The sequence below is a fragment of the Maricaulis salignorans genome, assembly GCF_900103475.1.
Lineage (GTDB): Bacteria > Pseudomonadota > Alphaproteobacteria > Caulobacterales > Maricaulaceae > Maricaulis > Maricaulis salignorans.
The window spans coordinates 196,382-213,978 of sequence record NZ_FNHG01000002.1 but is presented as its reverse complement, the minus strand read 5'-3'; the positions used below and the strand labels follow the sequence as shown (position 1 = coordinate 213,978).

Sequence of the window (17,597 nt, the reverse complement as noted above, 5' to 3'; positions counted from 1 at the left end):
ATCACAGTGCCACTTCCAGCCAGGGCAATTCCCGTCCAGGGAAGACGTCTGAGCTGCGCATCTCGACGCGGCGAGCGCCCATGTGCAGATAGGCGGGCTCGGCATACGGATCCGACAGGATCGTCATCACCGGCAAGCCCAGGGACTTCAATTGCGCCTTGGCGCGTTCAAACAGCGCGCGGCCGGCACCCGTGCCGATGATATCCGGTTCAATGAACAGCAAATCGAGTGAGCCGCCATGGCCGTTCGGGTCGATCTGGCAGACGCCGACCGGATTGCCGTCGGCGCTCTGGGCGACGGTGACATGGCCCGCGCGGATCGCCTCGTCAGTGACCTTGAGATAGGGCTCAACTGCGGCCATGAAGGCCGCATCATAGCCCCAATACGCCTTTGAGCGCAGGCACAGGGCCGATAATGCCTGCGCCTCGCCCGGTCGGGCAGGGCGCAGGCGAATATCAGGTTTCGGTGTCGCGGCTGCCAATGGCGCCATGACATTGCTTGTATTTCTTGCCCGACCCGCAAGGACAGGCGGCATTGCGTGCTACGCGTCCCCAGGTTTCCGGCTTGGTCGGATCGGCTGGCTCGGAGGTCCGGCGCTGGGTTGGCGATACGCGTGAGGCGACAGGCCCCGCATCGGGCGCACCCATCGCATTGCGACCGGTACGCGGATCGATATGGGTCGCGGTGATGTCCTGCGGCACTTCGGGCGCCGCCGGTGCGCGCTCAAAGCGGATCAGCATCAGTTGCTTGGTCACTTCGACGCGCAGGCTGTCCATCATTTTTTCGAACAGCGCGAAGGCCTCGGTCTTGAACTCATTGAGCGGATCGCGTTGGGCATAGCTGCGCAGGCCGATCATCGAGCGCATCGCGTCGAGATTTTGCAGATGCTCGCGCCAGTTCTGGTCGATGGCCTGAAGCAGGAAGGATTTCTCGATCCGGCGCATCAAATCAGGACCGCCATTGGCGGCCTTCTCGGCGAAGGCCCGGTCGGCAGCTTCAGTGACGCGTTCGAGGATTTCCTCGTCGGCAATGCCCTCTTCCTTGGCCCAGTCCTGGACTGGCAGGTCGAGTCCGAAGACTTCGCGCAATTCCGTTGCCAGGCCCTCGACATCCCACTGGTCCGCATAGACTTTGGGCGGGATGTGCTCGGTGACGAGATCTTCGGCGGTCTGGTGGCGCATGTCCTTGATGACGTCGGCAACATCGGGAGCGGTCATGAAATCAATGCGCTGCTCGAACACGGCCTTGCGCTGATCATTCATGACATCATCATATTTGAGGACGTTCTTGCGAATGTCGAAATTGCGCTGCTCGACCTTGCGCTGCGAGGTCTCCAATGCCTTGGACATCCACGGATGCGTGATCGCCTCGCCCTCTTTCAGGCCAAGCGTTTTCATGATCCCGTCCAGGCGTTCCGGCGCGAAAATGCGCAGCAGGTCGTCCTGTACGGAAATGTAGAATTTCGACCGGCCCGGATCACCCTGGCGGCCGGTACGGCCACGCAGCTGGTTATCGATGCGGCGGCTTTCATGACGCTCGGTGCCGAGGACATAGAGCCCGCCCGCAGCGAGCGCGATTTCGCGCTTGGCGGCGATATCGGCGGCGATCACTGTTTTCTGGGCCGCGATGGCAGCCTCATCGGGCTCAACGCCTTTTTCAGCCTGTTCGGCCTTCCACTGCATCATGCGCATATCGGCATTGCCGCCGAGCTGAATATCGGTCCCGCGGCCCGCCATATTGGTGGCGATCGTGATAGCCCCGGGCACACCGGCCTGGGCGACGATCAGGGCTTCCTGTTCGTGATAGCGCGCATTGAGCACATTATGCTCGAGCGGGATCAGCTTGAGCATGTCCTTGAGCGGACGGGCGTCGGGGCGGCCGGACTTCTTGAACGCCTCGATCTCGGCATCATCCTTGGGATAGAGATGGCCGAGCGTATCGCGGAAGGTCTTCTTGTCGCTGAGCAGTTTCGATAATTGCTCGGACTTCTCGATCGAAACCGTACCGACGAGCACGGGCTGGCCGCGCTCCTGGCAATCGACCAGGTCGTCCACGATGGCCGCATATTTGTCGACCAGGGTCCGGAAGACCTCGTCTTCATTATCGATCCGCGCGATGGGCCGGTTGGTCGGAATTTCGACGACTTCCAGCTCGTAGATCGAATGAAATTCGTCGGCCTCGGTCGCGGCCGTGCCGGTCATGCCGGCGAGCTTTTTGTAGAGGCGGAAATAATTCTGGAAGGTGACGGAGGCCAGCGTCTGGTTCTCCGGCTGGATCTTCGCGCCTTCCTTGGCCTCGATTGCCTGGTGCAAGCCGTCAGACAGGCGGCGCCCCTGCATCATGCGGCCCGTGAACTCATCGATCAGCAGGACCTCTTCGCCCTTGACGATATAGTCCTTGTCGATCTGGAAGATCTTGTGGGCCTTCAGTGCCTGGTTGACGTGGTGGACGATGGAGACATTCTCGATGTCGTACAGATCGCCTTCCTTGAGCAGGTCATTCTCGCGCAGCAGGCGTTCGATCTCTTCATTGCCCTCTTCCGTCAGCAGGACGGAGCGGGCCTTTTCGTCGATCTCATAAGTGTCGTCACCCAACTGCGGGATCAGGGCGTCGATCGTCTTGTAAAATTCGGTACGATCCTCGGTGCGGCCGGAAATGATCAGCGGCGTGCGCGCCTCATCGATCAGGATCGAATCAACTTCGTCGACGAGGGCGTAGGCATGGCCGCGCTGGACCATTTCCTCGATCGAGTACTTCATATTGTCGCGAAGATAATCGAAGCCGAGCTCATTATTGGTCGCGTAGGTGATATCGCAGGCATAGGCCTCGCGGCGTTCCTGGTCGGACTTGCCGTGCGAGATCACGCCCGTGGTCATACCCAGTTGCGCGAACACCTTGCCCATCCACTCGGAATCGCGCGTGGCGAGATAGTCATTGACCGTCACGACATGGACGCCGGTCCCCGGCAGGGCATTGAGATAGCAGGGCAGGGTGGCGACGAGGGTCTTGCCTTCGCCGGTCTTCATCTCGGCGATCGAGCTGTCATTGAGGACGATGCCGCCCATCAGCTGCACATCGTAGGGACGAAGGCCAATCGCCCGGTCGGCAGCTTCGCGAACGGCGGCGAAAGCTTCCGGCAACAGGTCGTTGAGCTTGGCACCCTGTTCCAGGCGCGCCCGGAATTCGGCGGTCTTGCCCTTGAGGGCTTCGTCGGAGAGCGCCTTGAAATCGGCCTCGAGTGCATTGATTTTGTCGACAATCGGCTTCATGCGGCGCAATTTGCGGCCAGTTTCAGTTCCGAAGATCTTGCGGGCAAGTGAGAGCATGGTGTCTGGCTTTGCGAACAACGGTTGGGCTAGCAAATGCGTCAGGGGCCAGATCAATGGACCGGCGCAGGCGCTGGCATTGCTTTGAAACGTCTGGCTGACTTAAGGATGGGGACAATCAGTGTCAATCAAGCCGCGCGGCACAGTATGCGTCCGCATGGCCCGGCGAGGTGAAGTTGGTGTCGATGAAACGTCTTTTTGCAGCAAGCTTGGCGCTTGTCGTACTTGCCGGATGCGGGCCTGAGCCGCGCCGTACAGCCGCGGATTTCGGACCGTCCGGTTCCGCGCTGTCATTGGATGAGCGCGATCCGGTCATGGCGCGGGTCGATGGCACATTGATCCGCCGTTCCGATGTCGAGCGCGAAGCGGCAAGCCAGGCGGAGGGCGGCGAATCTCCGCCGGTCGCGCCGGGAAGCGAGGCATTCGCGGCGATTCTCGACGAATTGATCGATCAGCGTCTATTGGCGATGGAAGCGCGGCGCCGCGGCCTCGACCAGGCGGAGGAGGCACAGCGGCGGCTGGCGCTCGCCGAGGAACGCATTCTCGGGAATGTGCTGGTTGAAACGGCGCTCGCCGACGCCGTCAATGAAGCGACGATCGAGCGGATTTACCAGGAACAGGTTCGACTCATCCCGCTCGGCGAGGAGGTGCGTGCGCGCCATATCCTCGTCGATACCCGCGAAGAGGCCGAGGCGATCCGGGCGCTGGTGGATGCCGGGCAGGATTTCGCCTCGCTGGCTGTGCGCATGAGCCAGGACCAGGCGACACGGCTGCAGGGCGGCGATCTGGGGTATTTCACGCGTGAGGGCGTATTGCCGGCTTTCGGGGCTGTCGCCTTTCGGACTGGAGCGGGCGAAACCTCCGAAGCGTTCGAGACCGAGTTTGGCTGGCATATCCTGCACGTGATCGACCGTCGCCGCGAACCACCTCCGAGCCTGGAGACGTTGAGGCCGAATATTGTGCGCTTCTACACCTTCGATCAGCTGGAGGGGCTGATTGAGGGTTTGCGGCAGCAGGCGGTGATTGAGCGGGCGGCCTTGCCGGAACCGGATATCATGCTTGAGGATGAGGGCGATATCGGGCCCGCGGACGCTGGCGAACCCATCGTCGAGGGCGTTGAGGTCGAAGCAGGTGATTCGGTCGCCGATCCCGGCTAAGACCCGCTTAACCGCCTTCCTGCACCTGCCCTTAACGGAGTTTGTTCATAATGGATGCTCGTGGCCCCAAACCGGTCCTCTATGTTGCCGCCTGTGCTTTGCTGGATGCGGATGGCCGTATCCTGATCGCCAGGCGCCCCGAGGGAAAGCCGATGGCGGGCCTTTGGGAATTTCCCGGCGGCAAGATCGAGCCGGGTGAGACACCGGAGCAGGCTGTGGTTCGCGAATTGCGTGAAGAGCTGAGTGTCGAACCGTGTGAGCGGTGCCTGCATCCCTTTGCCTTCGTTTCGCACGCCTATCCGGACTTCCACATTGTGATGCCCTTCTTCCTGTGCCGGACCTGGGATGGTTTCCCCCAGCCCAATGAGGGTCAGGAACTCGCCTGGGTGCGCAAGGAAAAGCTGCGTGAGTATCGCATGCCGGCCGCGGATCTCCCGCTGGCTGCCGAGTTGAGGGATCGCCTGTGATGTCCATGCTGAAACGATTCATCCGCGATGAAAGCGGTGCCACGGCGATCGAGTACGGCATGATCGCGGCGGCAATGGCGACGGTGATCCTAGGCCTCTGGGCAAGTTTTGGTCCGGCCGTGGCCCGGCTCTATAACGACGTCGCAGGCGCGATCTAGCGCCCGGCCTTCTCGCCCGCAGATTCTTCCGTCACACCCAGCGCATCGGCCAGCCTCACCGTCGCCGAGCCTGGACGCTTGGCGACCGGCTGATCGGGATGCGGGGCCCATCCGGCGGCGTGGACGATCTCGAATGTGGCGCGGATACGCCCGTCAGGGTCAGAGAAACGCTGCGCATAGATTTCGGCCATACGCACGAAGAGGGCCCGTGTCGCCGGTCTCCGGGGCCGGTCCGCGAGAATACTGGTTTCACCCATGCCGCGCAGATCGGCCATCAGGGCGAAGGCATTGTCATAGCGCACCGTGACACGGTCGATATCGGCAACCGGCATGGTGAAACCGGCGCGTTGCAGCAGGGCTGCAATATCGAAGGTGCCGGCCAGCGGCGAGACGCGCGCATGGGCGCCGCCGCTCAGCTCGCTCTCGGCTGTTGCCAGGCATTGGCGCAATTCGGTGAGGCTATTGCCGCCCAGCAGCGCGGCCGCCAGAAAACCGTCCGGCTTCAGCGCCCGGCGCAATTGCACCAGCACGCCGGGCAGATCATTGGTCCAGTGCAGGCCGAGCGGGGCCATGATCAGATCCAGACTGGAATCGGCGAAGGGCAGGCGCTCCTCATCGAGTGCCAGGGCAGGGCTTTCAAGCCGGCCTGCAACGGCCGGTGCCAGATCGCTCTGCGCGACCCAACCGGTCTTGCTACCGGCATGGCGGTGGCGAAATTCTGCTTGCAGACCGGGGCCGCCGCCGAGGATCACGCCGTGGTCAAAGTCGCGCATGACGCCTTCGACCCGGTCACAAATATCGTCGAACGCCCGTTGCACGAGAAAATTGTATGATTGTATGCTGCGCGCGGCGCGGTTGCGGCGCTGACGCAGCAGGCCTCGATCGAACAAAAGCGGGGGCAGGTCGGGCGACATGCAGCCGATATGCCTTTTGCGGCGCGCCAAGGGAAGGGGGCGGTGTGAGCAAACGCGTTCTGACAGCAATTGCCGATGCGATCTGGCCGCCGGTCTGTCCGGTGCACAGTGTGCCGGTCGATGCCAGCGGCCGACTGGATGCGAGCGCCTGGCAGGGGCTGGATTTTCTCGCTGCGCCCTGGTGCGATTGCTGTGGCGCACCTTTCCCCTACGCGTCGGGAATTGGCACCGACACAGGCATGTTATGCGCGACCTGCATGGCCCGCCCGCCCAAATTCGACCGCGCCCGGGCGCCACTCGCCTATGGCGATGTTTCACGGCAACTCGTGCTGGGCTTCAAGAATGGCGGCCGGCGCGAAATGATCGACCAGTTCGGCCGCTGGATGGCCCAGGCCGGCGCAGCCTGCCTGGACGGCGCTGATTATATCCTGCCGGTACCGCTGCACTGGCGCCGCCTGCTGGCGCGGCGCTACAATCAGTCCGCCCTGCTTGGCCAGGCCCTGTCGCGCCAGACGGGGGTGCCGATGCAGGCCGGCTGGCTGTTGCGAACGCGGGCGACACCGAGCCAGGCGGGCAAGAGCGTGTTGTCGCGGCGGCGCAATATGGCCGGCGCCTTCCGCATCGCGCCCGGTCACCGGCTTGACGGCAGCCATATTGTTCTGGTCGATGATGTCTTCACGACCGGAGCAACGGCTTCGGCCTGTGCGCGCCAGTTACGGCGCGCCGGAGCTGACGTTGTGACTGTTGTGACGCTCTGTCGTGTTGTACGCGCCAGCGATCCCACTATGTAAAAGGGTAAAGGAGTGCCCCAATGGCCAATGTGACCATCTATACCCGACCCATGTGCGGCTATTGCGCCCGCGCGATCTCGCTGCTGAAATCGAAGAAAGTCGCCTTCGAGGAGATCGATGCCGGTTTCGACCAGAAGAAACGCGAGGAAATGGTGCAACGCTCCCGCGGCGGCCGCACTTTCCCGCAGATCTTTATCGGCAAGGAGCATGTCGGCGGTTGTGATCAGCTCATGGCGCTGGATCGTGCGGGCAAGCTGGACGGGATGCTGGGTCTGTAATGAGCGTGATCGCAACAGCCCTGATCCAGATGCGGTCCGGTATCGATCCGGCCGCCAATCTGGCGATGGCCTGCGATCTGATCCGGCAGGCCGCAGCGCAGGGCGCAACCCTGATTGCGACACCGGAAACCACGCATCTGGTGCAAAAGGATGCGGACCAGGCCTTCGCCGTGATGCGGACGCCGCAAGACGATCCGGCTATTCCGGCGTTTGCGGCGCTGGCCAAAGAGCTCGGTATCACGCTGCTGATTGGCTCGCTGGCCGTCAAGCTGGGGGATCGCCGCGCCGCGAACCGGTCTTTCCTGTTTGCGCCGGACGGGCAATTGCTCGCCAGTTACGACAAGGCGCACATGTTCGATGTCGGTCTGGGGCAGGGCGAAACCTACCGTGAATCCGCAAATTATCGCGCTGGCGACCGGCTTGTCCTGGCCGATATCGGTCCGGCGCGGCTCGGGCTGTCGATCTGCTATGATGTGCGCTTTGCTTATCTCTATCGCCGTCTGGCCCAGGCCGGGGCGCAAATTCTCGCCGTGCCGGCTGCCTTTACCCGGCCAACCGGACGGGCGCATTGGGAAGTCCTGTTGCGCGCGCGGGCGATCGAGACCGGTTCCTGGGTGATCGCGCCGGCCCAGGCTGGCCTGCACGTGGATGGCCGCCGCACCTGGGGGCATTCCATGATTGTCGACCCGTGGGGCGCTGTAACAGCCATGCTTGATCATGATGAGCCGGGAATCCTGCTGGCCGAGCTGAAAATGGACAGGGTCGCTGATGCCCGTTCGCGCATCCCGGCGCTGCTACATGACCGCGAGCTGGGCGGCCCGGACGAGATGATCCTGAGATGATCCGCTATGCGCTCCTTTGTGATCAGGAGCACGGGTTCGAAGCCTGGTTTTCGAACTCTTCCGCCTTTGACGATCAAAATGATCGAGGCTTGGTCGAGTGCCCGCAATGCGGCTCGGTGACAGTGCGCAAGGCGGTGATGTCGCCGGCGGTCTCAACCTCGCGCAAACGCGACGCGACGCCGGAGGCGAAACTCAAGGCGATGGCATCGCAGGTGAAGGCGCATATCCGCAATAATTTCGACTATGTCGGTGAGGATTTTGCGTCCGAGGCGCGCGCGATTCATGCCGGCGACAAGCCGGACCGCCTGATCTATGGCGAGACCACGCCCGAGGAGGGCGAGGCCTTGCGCGAAGAGGGGGTTCCGGTGGCGCCCCTGCCGGACGCGCTGGCACCGACGCCGCCGAAGAAGGCGAATTGACCGGCCAGGGCCGGCATCAAGCCTGCGGTTTGCGCGCCACCACCATGTAGTTCACGCTGGTATCGTCGCCCAGTGTCCATTGGTCATTGAGCGGGTTATAGCTGACGCCGACTGCGTCATCGGTCTCCATACGGCCTTCATGCAGGGCGGCGGTGAGCTCACGGGGCTGGACCAGCTTGTGGAAGCGATGCGTGCCGCGCGGCAGCCAGCCCATCACCCATTCCGCGCCGACAATAGCGAGTGCGAAGGCCTTGGAGGTCCGGTTGATCGTGGCGCAGATCATCAGCCCGCCCGGTTTGACCAGCGCTGAACAGTCGACGAGGAAGGTGTGGGGATTGGCGACATGCTCCATCACTTCCAGATTGAGCACGACATCGAAGGGCGGCTCGCCGGCCTCGATCAATTGCTCGGCAACGCCGTGGCGGTAATCGATCTCGAGCCCTTGCTCGGCAGCGTGCACCGCGGCGGTCTTCACATTGGCTTCGGCCGCGTCGACGCCGGTGACGGTCGCGCCGAGACGGGCCATGGGCTCAGACGCCAGCCCGCCGCCGCACCCGATATCGAGCACGCGCAGACCTTCGAACGGGCGTGTCCCGGCGAGACTGAAATGGCTGCAAATCGTGTCGCGGATGAAGGCCAGCCGGATCGGGTTGAACTTGTGCAGGGGCTTGAACTTGGAGTCCGGATCCCACCAGTCTGCGGCAATGCGCGAGAATTTCTCGACTTCCTCCGGGTCGACCGAAGGGCGGGAGAGGGTTTCCGGTGCGGCAGTGCTGGCCATGCCTGTTCTCCTGAGGCGCGTAATCCCGCAATATTGCGTTCGAGCGTTGCGTACAAGGCTTCGTCCAAGTAGGAAACCGCGATAACATTGCGGGATCAATCCGCGATATCCTGACAGCCACATTATGGCCCTGCCGGACGGGCTTATCGAGACGGGTGCGACGTTTTGAACCGTCGTGGCTTCGAGACTGAGCGAGGGACAGCTGGAATGATACGCGTCGTTGCGAAATTTGGCGGAAGTTCGGTCGGCACGATCGAGCGTATTCGCCATGCCGCCGGCCTTGTGGCCGAAGCGGTCGCGCGCGGCGAAACGCACGCTGTCGTCGTTTCGGCCATGGCGGGAGAGACGGATCGCCTGCTTGGCCTGGCCGGCGAGTTCGGCGCCGGGCTGGGTGATGCAGAAACCGATGTGGCCCTGGCGGCCGGCGAGCAGGTCGCGGCGGCGCTGATGGCGCTGGCGCTGCGTGAACGCGGTTTGCAGTCGCGCTCTTTCCTGGGTTGGCAGGCACCGGTCTTTACGGACGGACCACCCGGCGCGGCCCGCATCGCAGGCATGGAGGCCTCGGCCTTTGAAGCGGCCATGGCCGCCGGCATCGTACCGGTCCTGGCCGGCTATCAGGGTATTGCCGAGGACGGCTGTCTGCGGACGCTCGGCCGTGGCGGTACGGACCTTTCCGCAGCGGCGCTGGCTGCCGCGCTGGGGGCGCGCTGCGATATCTACACCGATGTCGATGGCGTCTACACGACCGACCCCCGCATTGAACCGGCAGCGCGCCGGCTCGATGCGATCAGCCATGATGAAATGCTCGAGCTGGCGGCACAGGGGGCCAAGGTCCTGCAGGCGCGTTCGGTCGAGTTTGCCAAATCGCGTCATGTGCCGATGCGGGTTCTGTCGAGCTTCCTGGCTGCCGGCCAGAGCCGCGGCACCGATATCGTGGCCGATCGTGATATTGCCGAACGGCGCGTCGTCTCCGGCGTGGCCTATGCCCGTGACCAGGCCCGCATCGCGGTTCTGGGCGGAGCGCCGCAATCGCGTTTCGCCAGCGAGACCTTTGCCATTCTCGCCAATGCCGGGATCGGCGTCGACATGATCGTGCAGGCGCATGGGCGTGAGCCGGATACCGTCAATCTGGAATTTTCAGTTGCGCACCGTGACCTTGATCGTGCCCAATCGGCACTGGAGCAGGGATTGCCGGGGCTGCGGATCGGTTCGGAAACCGGTCTGGCGAAGGTGTCGGTCGTTGGCGCCGGTCTGCGTCAGCGCGCCGATGTCGCCCGATCATTGTTTGGTGTGCTCGGTGAAAGCGGAATTGCGGTAAAGGTGTTGGCGACGTCCGAGATCAAGATCTCGGCGCTGATTGATAATGACGCGGTTGAGCGCGCCGTACGCGCGCTGCACGCGGCCTATGGCCTGGATCGAATGGGGAATTGATGGAAGCGAAAACGCCCAATACCCGTGACCCTCGCCGCCTGCTAAGGCGCATGCGCGAGCTGATGGCGACGCGCGAGAATGCCCAGGATCGGCTCGACCACCTCACCACGCTGATCGCCGACGAGGCCGGTTGGGATGTGTGTTCGATCTATCTGGCCCGGCGCTCCAGCGCGCTCGAATTATGCGCCACCCACGGATTGAAGGCTGAAGCTGTTCACCATACCCGTCTGCAACCCGGTGAAGGCCTGGTTGGTCTGGTGGCGCGGCGGGCGCGCCCGTTTGCGACATTTGATGCCCGTTCGCACCCCGCTTTCTCCTACCGGCCCGAGACCGGCGAGGAACCCTTCAACACTTTTGTCGGTGTGCCAATCTTGCGCGGAGGCCGCCTGGTCGGCGTGTTGACGGCACAGTCGACGGTGGAACGCCAGGTCGGCGAAGACGAGATCGACTCGCTGCAGACCGTCGCCATGGTGCTGGCCGAGATCGTGGCCTCCGGAGACATCGTCGATGCCGAGGAAATGGCCGGTCTCGATGTGCGCCAGTCCAAGCCAGAGCGGCTGCAGGGCGGCGCGTTTTCCGGCGGGTTGGTCAAGGGCGTCGCGGTGTTGTTCGAGCCGCATGTCGGCTCTGACCGCCTGATTTCGGAAGATGCTGCGGGCGAAGAAGCCCGGCTCGACACGGCGATTGACGGTTTGCGCTCCTCGATTGACGACATGCTCGAAAGCGGGCGGGTACCCTTCGGTGGCCCGACGCGCGATGTGCTGCAGGCGTATCGCATGTTTGCCCATGATCGCGGCTGGCTGGAACGTCTGCGCGAGGCTGTTCGGCTCGGTCTGACGGCGGAAGCGGCGATCGAACGCGTGCGGAATGAAAACCGGGCGCGTTTGATGAAGGCCGCTGATCTGACCTTCCGAGAACGCCTGCACGACCTGGAAGACCTGGCCAATCGCCTGTTGCGGCACCTCGATGGCAATGCGGCCCCCCAGATCAATCTTCCCGATAACGCGATCCTGATTGCCCGCAATATTGGCCCCGCCGAACTGCTCGATTTCGACCGGACCAAATTGCTCGGCGTGGCATTGGAAGAGGGGTCGGCCTCTTCCCATGCGGCGATCGTCGCCAAGGCGCTGGGTATCCCGCTGATCGGCCGCCTTGAGGGGGCACTTGATCGTGCCGAGAATGGCGATCCGGTGATCCTCGACGCGGAATTTGGCGTGCTGCATATCCGCCCGCCTGTCGATGTGATCGAAGCCTATGATGAGCGTTTGCAGGTCCTCTCGATCCGGCGTCTCTCATATGCCGAGATGCGCGGTCCCTCGGTGACGCTGGATGGCCAACGGGTCGGCCTGCACATCAATGCCGGCCTGCTGGTCGAACTGAGCCATCTCGAACAGACGGGCGCCGATGGTGTCGGACTCTTCCGCACCGAATTCCAGTTCATGGTCGCCGACACCCTGCCCAGACTTGACGCCCAGGCTGCCGTCTATGGCAGCGTGCTCGACGCGGCCAATGGCAAGCCGGTCGTGTTTCGCACCCTCGATCTGGGTGGTGACAAGGTGGCGCCGTTCGCGCCCTCAATGGTCGAACCCAATCCGGCGCTGGGCTGGCGCGCGATCCGAATGGGCCTCGATCGGCCGGGCCTGCTGCGCTACCAGTTGCGTGCCCTGATCCAGGCTGCCGCCGGCCGGCCCCTGCATGTAATGTTTCCGATGATTTCCGCGCCGTGGGAAATGCGCGCGGCCCGTGCCATGCTCGAGCGCGAATTGCAGCATGCCGAACACAACCGGCATCCGCTTCCCTCGGAGGTCAAGATCGGCCTGATGCTGGAAACGCCCGGTATTGCCTGGGCCATCGAGCATGTGATCGATGCTGTCGATTTCGTTTCGGTCGGCGCCAATGACCTGATGCAGTATTTCTTCGCCGCCGACCGGCAAAATGCGCGTGTCTCGGATCGGTACGATGTGCTCTCTCCGGCAGCGCTCGGTTTGTTCCGGCAAATCCGCAATGCGTGCGCCAAACATGATGTTCCTGTGTCCGTGTGCGGTGAAATTGCCTCCAAGCCCCTGGAGGCTGCGGTCCTGATAGGGCTTGGTTACCGAAGTCTTTCCATGGCCGCTGCCAATCTCGGCCCGATCAAGAAACTCATCTCCGGTCTCGACGCCGACAAGCTTGGCACCTGGCTTGCTAGCCGTATGGATAGCCCGGCCGATAGCTTGAGACCGCTCTTGCTGAACGCCGGTGCCGAAGCCGGATTACCTGGCGAGGCTGTTGAAAACGGGCGCAGAATTTGATCTTATGGTTAAGAGTGGTGTGGGGAAGCCCCGATCACTTGCCCTGAGTGAGCATTCTGCCCCGGTCGGGGGAGGGGTTAAGGGTATGTCGAGTCAAACAGGAATGGCGGGTTTTGTGCCAGTAGATGCGGTGTTTTCGGAGAGTGGCGCGAGTTATGTGCAGCATTCAGCGGGTGACCGGCTGCGCGAGGCGCGCACCAAGGCGGGGCTGACGCTCGATCTGGCGGCTGCCCGTACCCGTATTCGCCGTGACTACCTTGAAGCTCTTGAAACCATGGACACACGCGGCCTGCCAGCCCGCGCCTATGCGATTGGCTATCTGCGGACCTATGCCAGTTTCCTGGCCATTGAGCCGGTCGGCATTGTCGAGCAGTTCAAGCGTGAAGTTGATACCGAGACCGGCCGTGCCGTGCCCTCTGCCTCGGCCAAGACGCGCGACCCGATCAAATTGCCGCGCGGTGCCTTCGGCGCCGTGCTTATTCTGGTTTGCGTCGCGTCGGTCGCCTGGTGGTATGCCGAGCAATCGCCGTCATTCGGGGTGATTGCCAATATGCCTTCGCCGCCTGATGCGGCTCCGGAATGGGCCCGCGCTGATTTTCAGCCCGCCCGGCGTCCGGCCGATGTCGGGACGATCTGGACCGGTGTTCCCCTTGGCGATGCCGCTGAAACGGACCGACTGACGCTGCGTGCCACGGCGCCGACGACGCTGGAAATCCAGGACGCCTCGGGCCGGATCCTGTATTCGCGCACGCTGGCAGCCGGTGATGTCTATCAGGCGCGCGAAGACGGGCTGACCTTCTCGGCGTCCGATGCCGGTGCGATTCAGCTGGAACGCGGTGGCGTCGAACTCGGCACACTGGGCGCGGCGGGGATTCCCGTTGAGAATATCGCCCTGGCCCAGGCCGAGACCGCTGTAGTCGATCCTGAATAATTCCCGGCACTGGCTCGCAAGCCTGCCGCAATGCCGCTATATCAGGAGCTCATGCTGACGCGCCTCGCGTTATCGGAGCCCGCCATGTCTGTCATCATCCCTGAACGTGCCCACGATCCCCGTTCCGTGCGCCCCTGGCGCATGATCGACCGGCGCAAGAGCCGCACGATCCGGGTTGGAAAACTGGAGATCGGTGGCGATGCCCCGATCAGCGTCCAGACCATGACCAATACGCTGACCTCGGATGCCAACGCCACGATTGGCCAGATCCGGCGCTGCGAGGAGGCCGGGGTCGATATCGTGCGGGTTTCCTGTCCCGACGAAGCCTCGACCGCGGCGCTCAAGACCATTGTCCAGGCGTCCAGTGTGCCGCTGATCGCGGACATCCATTTTCACTACAAGCGCGGGATCGAGGCGGCCAAGGCCGGCGCGGCCTGCCTGCGTATCAATCCGGGTAATATCGGTTCGATGGACCGGGTGCGCGATGTCGTTCAGGCGGCACGCGATCATGGCTGTGCCATCCGGATCGGCGTCAATGCCGGCTCGCTTGAAAAGCATCTTCTGGAAAAATACGGCGAGCCCTGCCCCGATGCGATGGTCGAAAGCGCACTCGAGCATGCCCGCATCCTCGATGATCTCGATTTCCACGACTACAAGATTTCGGTCAAATCCTCTGACACCTTCATGACGGTCGCGGCCTATCAGCAACTCTCCGAAGCCACCGATGCGCCCTTGCATCTCGGCGTCACTGAAGCGGGCGGTACCCGGATTGGTACGGTGAAGTCCTCGATCGGGATCGGCTCGCTGCTCTGGGCCGGCATTGGTGACACCATCCGCGTCTCGCTCTCGGCCGAGCCCGAGGAAGAGGTGCGCGTCGGTTTCGATATTCTCAAATCGCTGGGGCTGCGCACGCGCGGCGTCAATATCATTGCCTGCCCGTCCTGCGCGCGGCAGGGCTTCGATGTCATCCGCACAGTGGAAACCCTGGAGGCACGGCTGGCGCATGTCTCCGAACCGATTTCGCTCTCCATCATCGGCTGTGTCGTCAACGGGCCGGGCGAAGCGTTGATGACCGATCTCGGCTTCACCGGCGGCGGTGCCGGCCGCGGCAAGATGTATGTCTCCGGCAAGCCGGATCACAACACGTCCAATGAAGACATGGTCGAGCACATCGTTGATCTGGTCGAGGCGCGGGCCGAGCTCCTGCGGGCCGAACGCGAAGCGGCGGAGACGGCGGCGCAATGATCACGCTCTATGGCCTGAAAAACTGCGACACCTGCAAGCTGGCGCTGAGGGAAATCTCGGCCGCCGGGCTTGAGCACCGCTTCGTCGATATTCGCGGCGACGCCGATTTGATGACGCGGGTGCCGCTCTGGGTGAAGCTGGCCGGTGCCAAGGCGCTGCTCAATACCCGCTCGACCACCTGGCGCGGCCTCTCGCTGCAGGAGCAGCAACTCGCCGATGCCGAGCCGGCCGCCCTGTTGATCGCCAACCCGACCCTGGTCAAACGGCCTGTGATCGAAAGCGGTGATGAATTGTATGTGGGCTGGAGCGCGGCCGTGCGCGCGGCGGTGTTGGGCGCAGCAGCGTGATTGATGCCGGGCTCCGGGCCGGCTGCGATATCAGCCTGGGTTTCCCGCATCATGGTGCCGAAACGGCTGCGGATCATCTGCGCGCCGTCGCCGATTACATGGATCGCGAAGGGTTTGCGACCGAGATGTATCTCGGCGGCCCGATGGTTGCCGCGCTGGAAGCGAAAATCGCCGGTCTGCTCGGCAAGCCGGCAGCGATGTGGTGCCCCACCGGAACCATGGCCCAGGGAATCGCCGCGCGCATCCACGCCGCTCGCACCGGCCGGAACAGGATCCAGCTTCACCCGACCTCGCATCTCGAATTGCATGAGGAGCAGGGTTATCATTTTGCCCATGGGCTCGACGCGACGCTGATCGGTGAGTGGTCGTCACCGCTCGCCGCTGATGACCTTCAGCCCGGTGCCGCCTGCGCTTTCATCGAGTTGCCGCAGCGCCATAATGGCGGCGCCCTGCCAGTGTGGGGTGCGCTGGACGCGATCAAGGTGCGCGGCCAGGCGCTAAATCTGCCGATGCACCTTGATGGTGCCCGAATTTGGTCGACCCGGCCTTTCTATGATGACCGCAGCTATGGCGAAATCTGCGAGGGCTTCGCCTCGGTTTATGTCTCGCTCTACAAGGATATCGGCGCGGCGGGCGGCGCGGTTCTCGCCGGCGATGCCGATTTCATCGCCGAGGCGCGGCTCTGGCTGGCGCGGTTCGGCGGACGGATCATTTCACCGGCGCCCATGGTGCCTGACGCGCTGCGTCTGCTCGACCGGCGCCTTGAGCTGATGCCGGCTCTGGTCAAGCGGGCCCGTAATCTGGCTGCGGCCCTGACCGGGATTGAGGGCGTGACCGTCACGCCGGACCCGCCGCAGGTAAATATGTTCCATCTTCGCCTGCCGTGTGACGCGTCAACGGCGGAACGGGCTCGCGACGACGCGGCGCGGCAAACTGGCGTCTGGCTCGGCAATCGCTTCTGGGATCTGGAGGACGCGCCGGTCTGCGCGCTGGAAATCACGGCCGGTGAATACCTGCTGGGCCTGCCCGATGCGCGGCTGGTTGATGCCGTCACGGTGCTCGCCGGCCATGTCGCCGCCGCTATTCGACCAGGGCAAACAAAACCAGAGTGAGGGTCATCGCCTGGCCATTGCGGATCAGGCTGACCACGAGCGTATTGTCCGGCGGCGGTCCGTCGCAGCCGCGCACATCGAGCGAATCTCCATTGAAGCCGGTGACGATATCGCCCGCCTGTATCCCGCCGCGACTGGCGGGCGTGTCGGCAATCACTGATCCGACCCGATAACCCAGCGGGTGCGGTTCGAACACCATGCCATGATCATAGTCCGGCTCGAAGGTGATCGGGGTTTCGGGGTGATGGCGCACCATGCGCACCCGTTCGGTCGCCTGGTCGAACGTCCAGGTGAAATGGCGCATTACCTCGCCGCCGATCAATTCGGTCCCGGGCGTGGATTGCAGGGTTGGTGTGATCAGCTGGTTTCGACCGATGCGGGCATTCAGGCGCGAGCGGGCGCCGGATCGCTCCTCAACCTCGCGCAGGCGCATCGAGGCGCCGGTCGGACGCGGCGGCTCGAAGGTGTCGTAGAGATCGATCCGGCGTACAGCGAGACTGGTCATGGCGGCGCCACTATCAATCAGCATCCGGCGGCGGCGATCCGGAAACTCCACCACCATCCATGGGCGATAGTCAGGACCGTCCGCGTTGAACACGGTTTCGCCATCGGGCTGAGGCAACCGTCCTTCCTCCAGTCGCATCTCGCCATTCTCGTAATCGAGGGTCAGCAGGTAATCGCTGAACGCTCCGAAGGAGAGGATGCCGTCGATCGGATGTCCCAGGGCGCGGGCGAGGTGGTCGAGCTGCCCGACGCGGGCCTGCAGGCGATTGATCGCGACCGGGCCGGCCTGGGCGTCGCGGATATTGGCGCGATCGCGCGCGCCGAGCCGGATGCCGCTGACGCGCTCGATACTGTCAGGGTCGACATAGGAGGAAGACGCGCCGGTATCGTGCAGGAACCAGAGTGTGCGGTCGGCCGGATAGCCCTCGCGCGGCGCGAGCGTGATCGGTATCAGAAAATAGCCGCGGCAGATGACGGTGGGTATGACAACCGGGTCGGCGGCGCTTGCGGCGCTGCCAATGCTCAGGAAACTTGCGATGGCCAGCAATGCGTGATGGATCGACACACCAAAACTCCGAACCTGCCGGACAATTTACCCGGGTC

Annotated in this window: 18 protein-coding genes; 13 read left to right on the top strand and 5 right to left on the bottom strand. The window is 63.4% G+C overall.

What is annotated here, in order from left to right:
* Nucleotide 1 precedes the first annotated feature (1 nt).
* Nucleotides 2–490, bottom strand: a complete 489-nt coding sequence (locus BLT42_RS02850) for a GNAT family N-acetyltransferase (RefSeq protein ID WP_176780223.1) — start codon at nt 488–490, stop codon at nt 2–4.
* Nucleotides 456–3,326: a preprotein translocase subunit SecA gene (secA, locus tag BLT42_RS02845; protein WP_091766467.1), complete on the bottom strand. Its 2,871-nt coding sequence runs from the start codon at nt 3,324–3,326 to the stop codon at nt 456–458. The genes BLT42_RS02850 and secA overlap by 35 nt, the downstream gene beginning before the upstream one ends.
* Before the next feature lie 293 nt (nt 3,327–3,619).
* Here secA and BLT42_RS02840 point away from each other — a divergent pair, with 293 nt between their 5' ends.
* Genes BLT42_RS02840 through BLT42_RS02830 form a run of 3 tightly spaced genes read left to right on the top strand, consistent with a single transcriptional unit; the run spans nt 3,620 to nt 5,108 of the window.
* Nucleotides 3,620–4,483 (top strand): peptidylprolyl isomerase, encoded by an 864-nt coding sequence (locus BLT42_RS02840; RefSeq protein ID WP_233342276.1) that lies wholly within the window; start codon nt 3,620–3,622, stop codon nt 4,481–4,483.
* Between the two features lie 50 nt (nt 4,484–4,533).
* Nucleotides 4,534–4,950 carry an 8-oxo-dGTP diphosphatase MutT gene (mutT, locus tag BLT42_RS02835; protein WP_091766461.1) on the top strand — a complete coding sequence of 139 codons (417 nt, stop codon included), beginning with the start codon at nt 4,534–4,536 and terminating at the stop codon, nt 4,948–4,950.
* Nucleotides 4,950–5,108 carry a Flp family type IVb pilin gene (locus tag BLT42_RS02830; RefSeq protein WP_091766458.1) on the top strand — a complete coding sequence of 53 codons (159 nt, stop codon included), beginning with the start codon at nt 4,950–4,952 and terminating at the stop codon, nt 5,106–5,108. The genes mutT and BLT42_RS02830 overlap by 1 nt, the downstream gene beginning before the upstream one ends.
* Here the strand turns inward: BLT42_RS02830 and BLT42_RS02825 are convergent.
* Entirely contained in the window at nt 5,105–5,926 is an 822-nt protein-coding gene (locus tag BLT42_RS02825) for a methyltransferase domain-containing protein (RefSeq protein ID WP_233342275.1), read from the bottom strand. The two genes, BLT42_RS02830 and BLT42_RS02825, sit on opposite strands and share 4 nt — an antisense overlap.
* Nucleotides 5,927–6,066: 140 nt before the next feature.
* On the opposite strand from BLT42_RS02825, the gene BLT42_RS02820 reads away from it, so the two are divergent.
* Genes BLT42_RS02820 through BLT42_RS02805 form a run of 4 tightly spaced genes read left to right on the top strand, consistent with a single transcriptional unit; the run spans nt 6,067 to nt 8,352 of the window.
* Nucleotides 6,067–6,813 (top strand): ComF family protein, encoded by a 747-nt coding sequence (locus BLT42_RS02820; RefSeq protein WP_091766452.1) that lies wholly within the window; start codon nt 6,067–6,069, stop codon nt 6,811–6,813.
* Nucleotides 6,814–6,833: 20 nt separating this feature from the next.
* Nucleotides 6,834–7,091: a glutaredoxin 3 gene (grxC, locus tag BLT42_RS02815; protein ID WP_091766449.1), complete on the top strand. Its 258-nt coding sequence runs from the start codon at nt 6,834–6,836 to the stop codon at nt 7,089–7,091.
* Complete coding sequence (locus BLT42_RS02810; RefSeq protein WP_091766446.1) at nt 7,091–7,933, top strand: carbon-nitrogen hydrolase family protein; 843 nt, start codon at nt 7,091–7,093, stop codon at nt 7,931–7,933. The genes grxC and BLT42_RS02810 overlap by 1 nt, the downstream gene beginning before the upstream one ends.
* A complete protein-coding gene (locus tag BLT42_RS02805) occupies nt 7,930–8,352 on the top strand; it encodes a DUF1178 family protein (RefSeq protein ID WP_091766443.1) in 423 nt (140 codons plus the stop codon). Before BLT42_RS02810 ends, BLT42_RS02805 begins: the two co-directional genes overlap by 4 nt.
* A gap of 16 nt (nt 8,353–8,368) precedes the next feature.
* Here BLT42_RS02805 and ubiG read toward each other — a convergent pair whose 3' ends face one another.
* Nucleotides 8,369–9,133 carry a bifunctional 2-polyprenyl-6-hydroxyphenol methylase/3-demethylubiquinol 3-O-methyltransferase UbiG gene (gene ubiG, locus BLT42_RS02800; protein WP_091766440.1) on the bottom strand — a complete coding sequence of 255 codons (765 nt, stop codon included), beginning with the start codon at nt 9,131–9,133 and terminating at the stop codon, nt 8,369–8,371.
* 207 nt (nt 9,134–9,340) lie between these two features.
* Between ubiG and BLT42_RS02795 the strand changes: the two genes are divergently transcribed.
* From BLT42_RS02795 to BLT42_RS02770, 6 genes are all read left to right on the top strand, one after another.
* Nucleotides 9,341–10,564, top strand: coding sequence for an aspartate kinase (locus tag BLT42_RS02795; protein WP_091766437.1), 1,224 nt, complete (start codon nt 9,341–9,343; stop codon nt 10,562–10,564).
* Complete coding sequence (gene ptsP, locus BLT42_RS02790) at nt 10,564–12,855, top strand: phosphoenolpyruvate--protein phosphotransferase (protein WP_176780222.1); 2,292 nt, start codon at nt 10,564–10,566, stop codon at nt 12,853–12,855. Before BLT42_RS02795 ends, ptsP begins: the two co-directional genes overlap by 1 nt.
* Nucleotides 12,856–12,940: 85 nt before the next feature.
* Nucleotides 12,941–13,786, top strand: coding sequence for a helix-turn-helix domain-containing protein (locus BLT42_RS02785; RefSeq protein ID WP_176780221.1), 846 nt, complete (start codon nt 12,941–12,943; stop codon nt 13,784–13,786).
* An 84-nt stretch (nt 13,787–13,870) separates the two neighbouring features.
* Nucleotides 13,871–15,031 (top strand): flavodoxin-dependent (E)-4-hydroxy-3-methylbut-2-enyl-diphosphate synthase, encoded by a 1,161-nt coding sequence (gene ispG, locus BLT42_RS02780; protein WP_091766900.1) that lies wholly within the window; start codon nt 13,871–13,873, stop codon nt 15,029–15,031.
* Nucleotides 15,028–15,378 (top strand): ArsC/Spx/MgsR family protein, encoded by a 351-nt coding sequence (locus BLT42_RS02775; RefSeq protein WP_091766428.1) that lies wholly within the window; start codon nt 15,028–15,030, stop codon nt 15,376–15,378. The genes ispG and BLT42_RS02775 overlap by 4 nt, the downstream gene beginning before the upstream one ends.
* Nucleotides 15,375–16,490 carry a threonine aldolase family protein gene (locus BLT42_RS02770; protein WP_091766425.1) on the top strand — a complete coding sequence of 372 codons (1,116 nt, stop codon included), beginning with the start codon at nt 15,375–15,377 and terminating at the stop codon, nt 16,488–16,490. Before BLT42_RS02775 ends, BLT42_RS02770 begins: the two co-directional genes overlap by 4 nt.
* On the opposite strand, the gene BLT42_RS02765 is transcribed toward BLT42_RS02770, so the two are convergent.
* The gene (locus BLT42_RS02765) at nt 16,459–17,559 is read right to left on the bottom strand and encodes a PDZ domain-containing protein (protein ID WP_091766423.1); all 1,101 of its coding nucleotides are present in this window, start codon (nt 17,557–17,559) and stop codon (nt 16,459–16,461) included. The two genes, BLT42_RS02770 and BLT42_RS02765, sit on opposite strands and share 32 nt — an antisense overlap.
* Nucleotides 17,560–17,597 lie beyond the last annotated feature (38 nt).

Bases quoted from the DNA above. Each gene is read 5' to 3' on its own strand.
- grxC (WP_091766449.1), top strand. From the start codon at position 6,834: ATGGCCAATGTGACCATCTATACCCGACCCATGTGCGGCTATTGCGCC.
- BLT42_RS02850 (WP_176780223.1), bottom strand. From the start codon at position 490: ATGGCGCCATTGGCAGCCGCGACACCGAAACCTGATATTCGCCTGCGC.
- ptsP (WP_176780222.1), top strand. From the start codon at position 10,564: ATGGAAGCGAAAACGCCCAATACCCGTGACCCTCGCCGCCTGCTAAGG.
- BLT42_RS02805 (WP_091766443.1), top strand. From the start codon at position 7,930: ATGATCCGCTATGCGCTCCTTTGTGATCAGGAGCACGGGTTCGAAGCC.
- ispG (WP_091766900.1), top strand. From the start codon at position 13,871: ATGTCTGTCATCATCCCTGAACGTGCCCACGATCCCCGTTCCGTGCGC.
- secA (WP_091766467.1), bottom strand. From the start codon at position 3,326: ATGCTCTCACTTGCCCGCAAGATCTTCGGAACTGAAACTGGCCGCAAA.
- BLT42_RS02810 (WP_091766446.1), top strand. From the start codon at position 7,091: ATGAGCGTGATCGCAACAGCCCTGATCCAGATGCGGTCCGGTATCGAT.
- ubiG (WP_091766440.1), bottom strand. From the start codon at position 9,133: ATGGCCAGCACTGCCGCACCGGAAACCCTCTCCCGCCCTTCGGTCGAC.
- mutT (WP_091766461.1), top strand. From the start codon at position 4,534: ATGGATGCTCGTGGCCCCAAACCGGTCCTCTATGTTGCCGCCTGTGCT.
- BLT42_RS02795 (WP_091766437.1), top strand. From the start codon at position 9,341: ATGATACGCGTCGTTGCGAAATTTGGCGGAAGTTCGGTCGGCACGATC.
- BLT42_RS02775 (WP_091766428.1), top strand. From the start codon at position 15,028: ATGATCACGCTCTATGGCCTGAAAAACTGCGACACCTGCAAGCTGGCG.
- BLT42_RS02785 (WP_176780221.1), top strand. From the start codon at position 12,941: ATGTCGAGTCAAACAGGAATGGCGGGTTTTGTGCCAGTAGATGCGGTG.
- BLT42_RS02830 (WP_091766458.1), top strand. From the start codon at position 4,950: ATGTCCATGCTGAAACGATTCATCCGCGATGAAAGCGGTGCCACGGCG.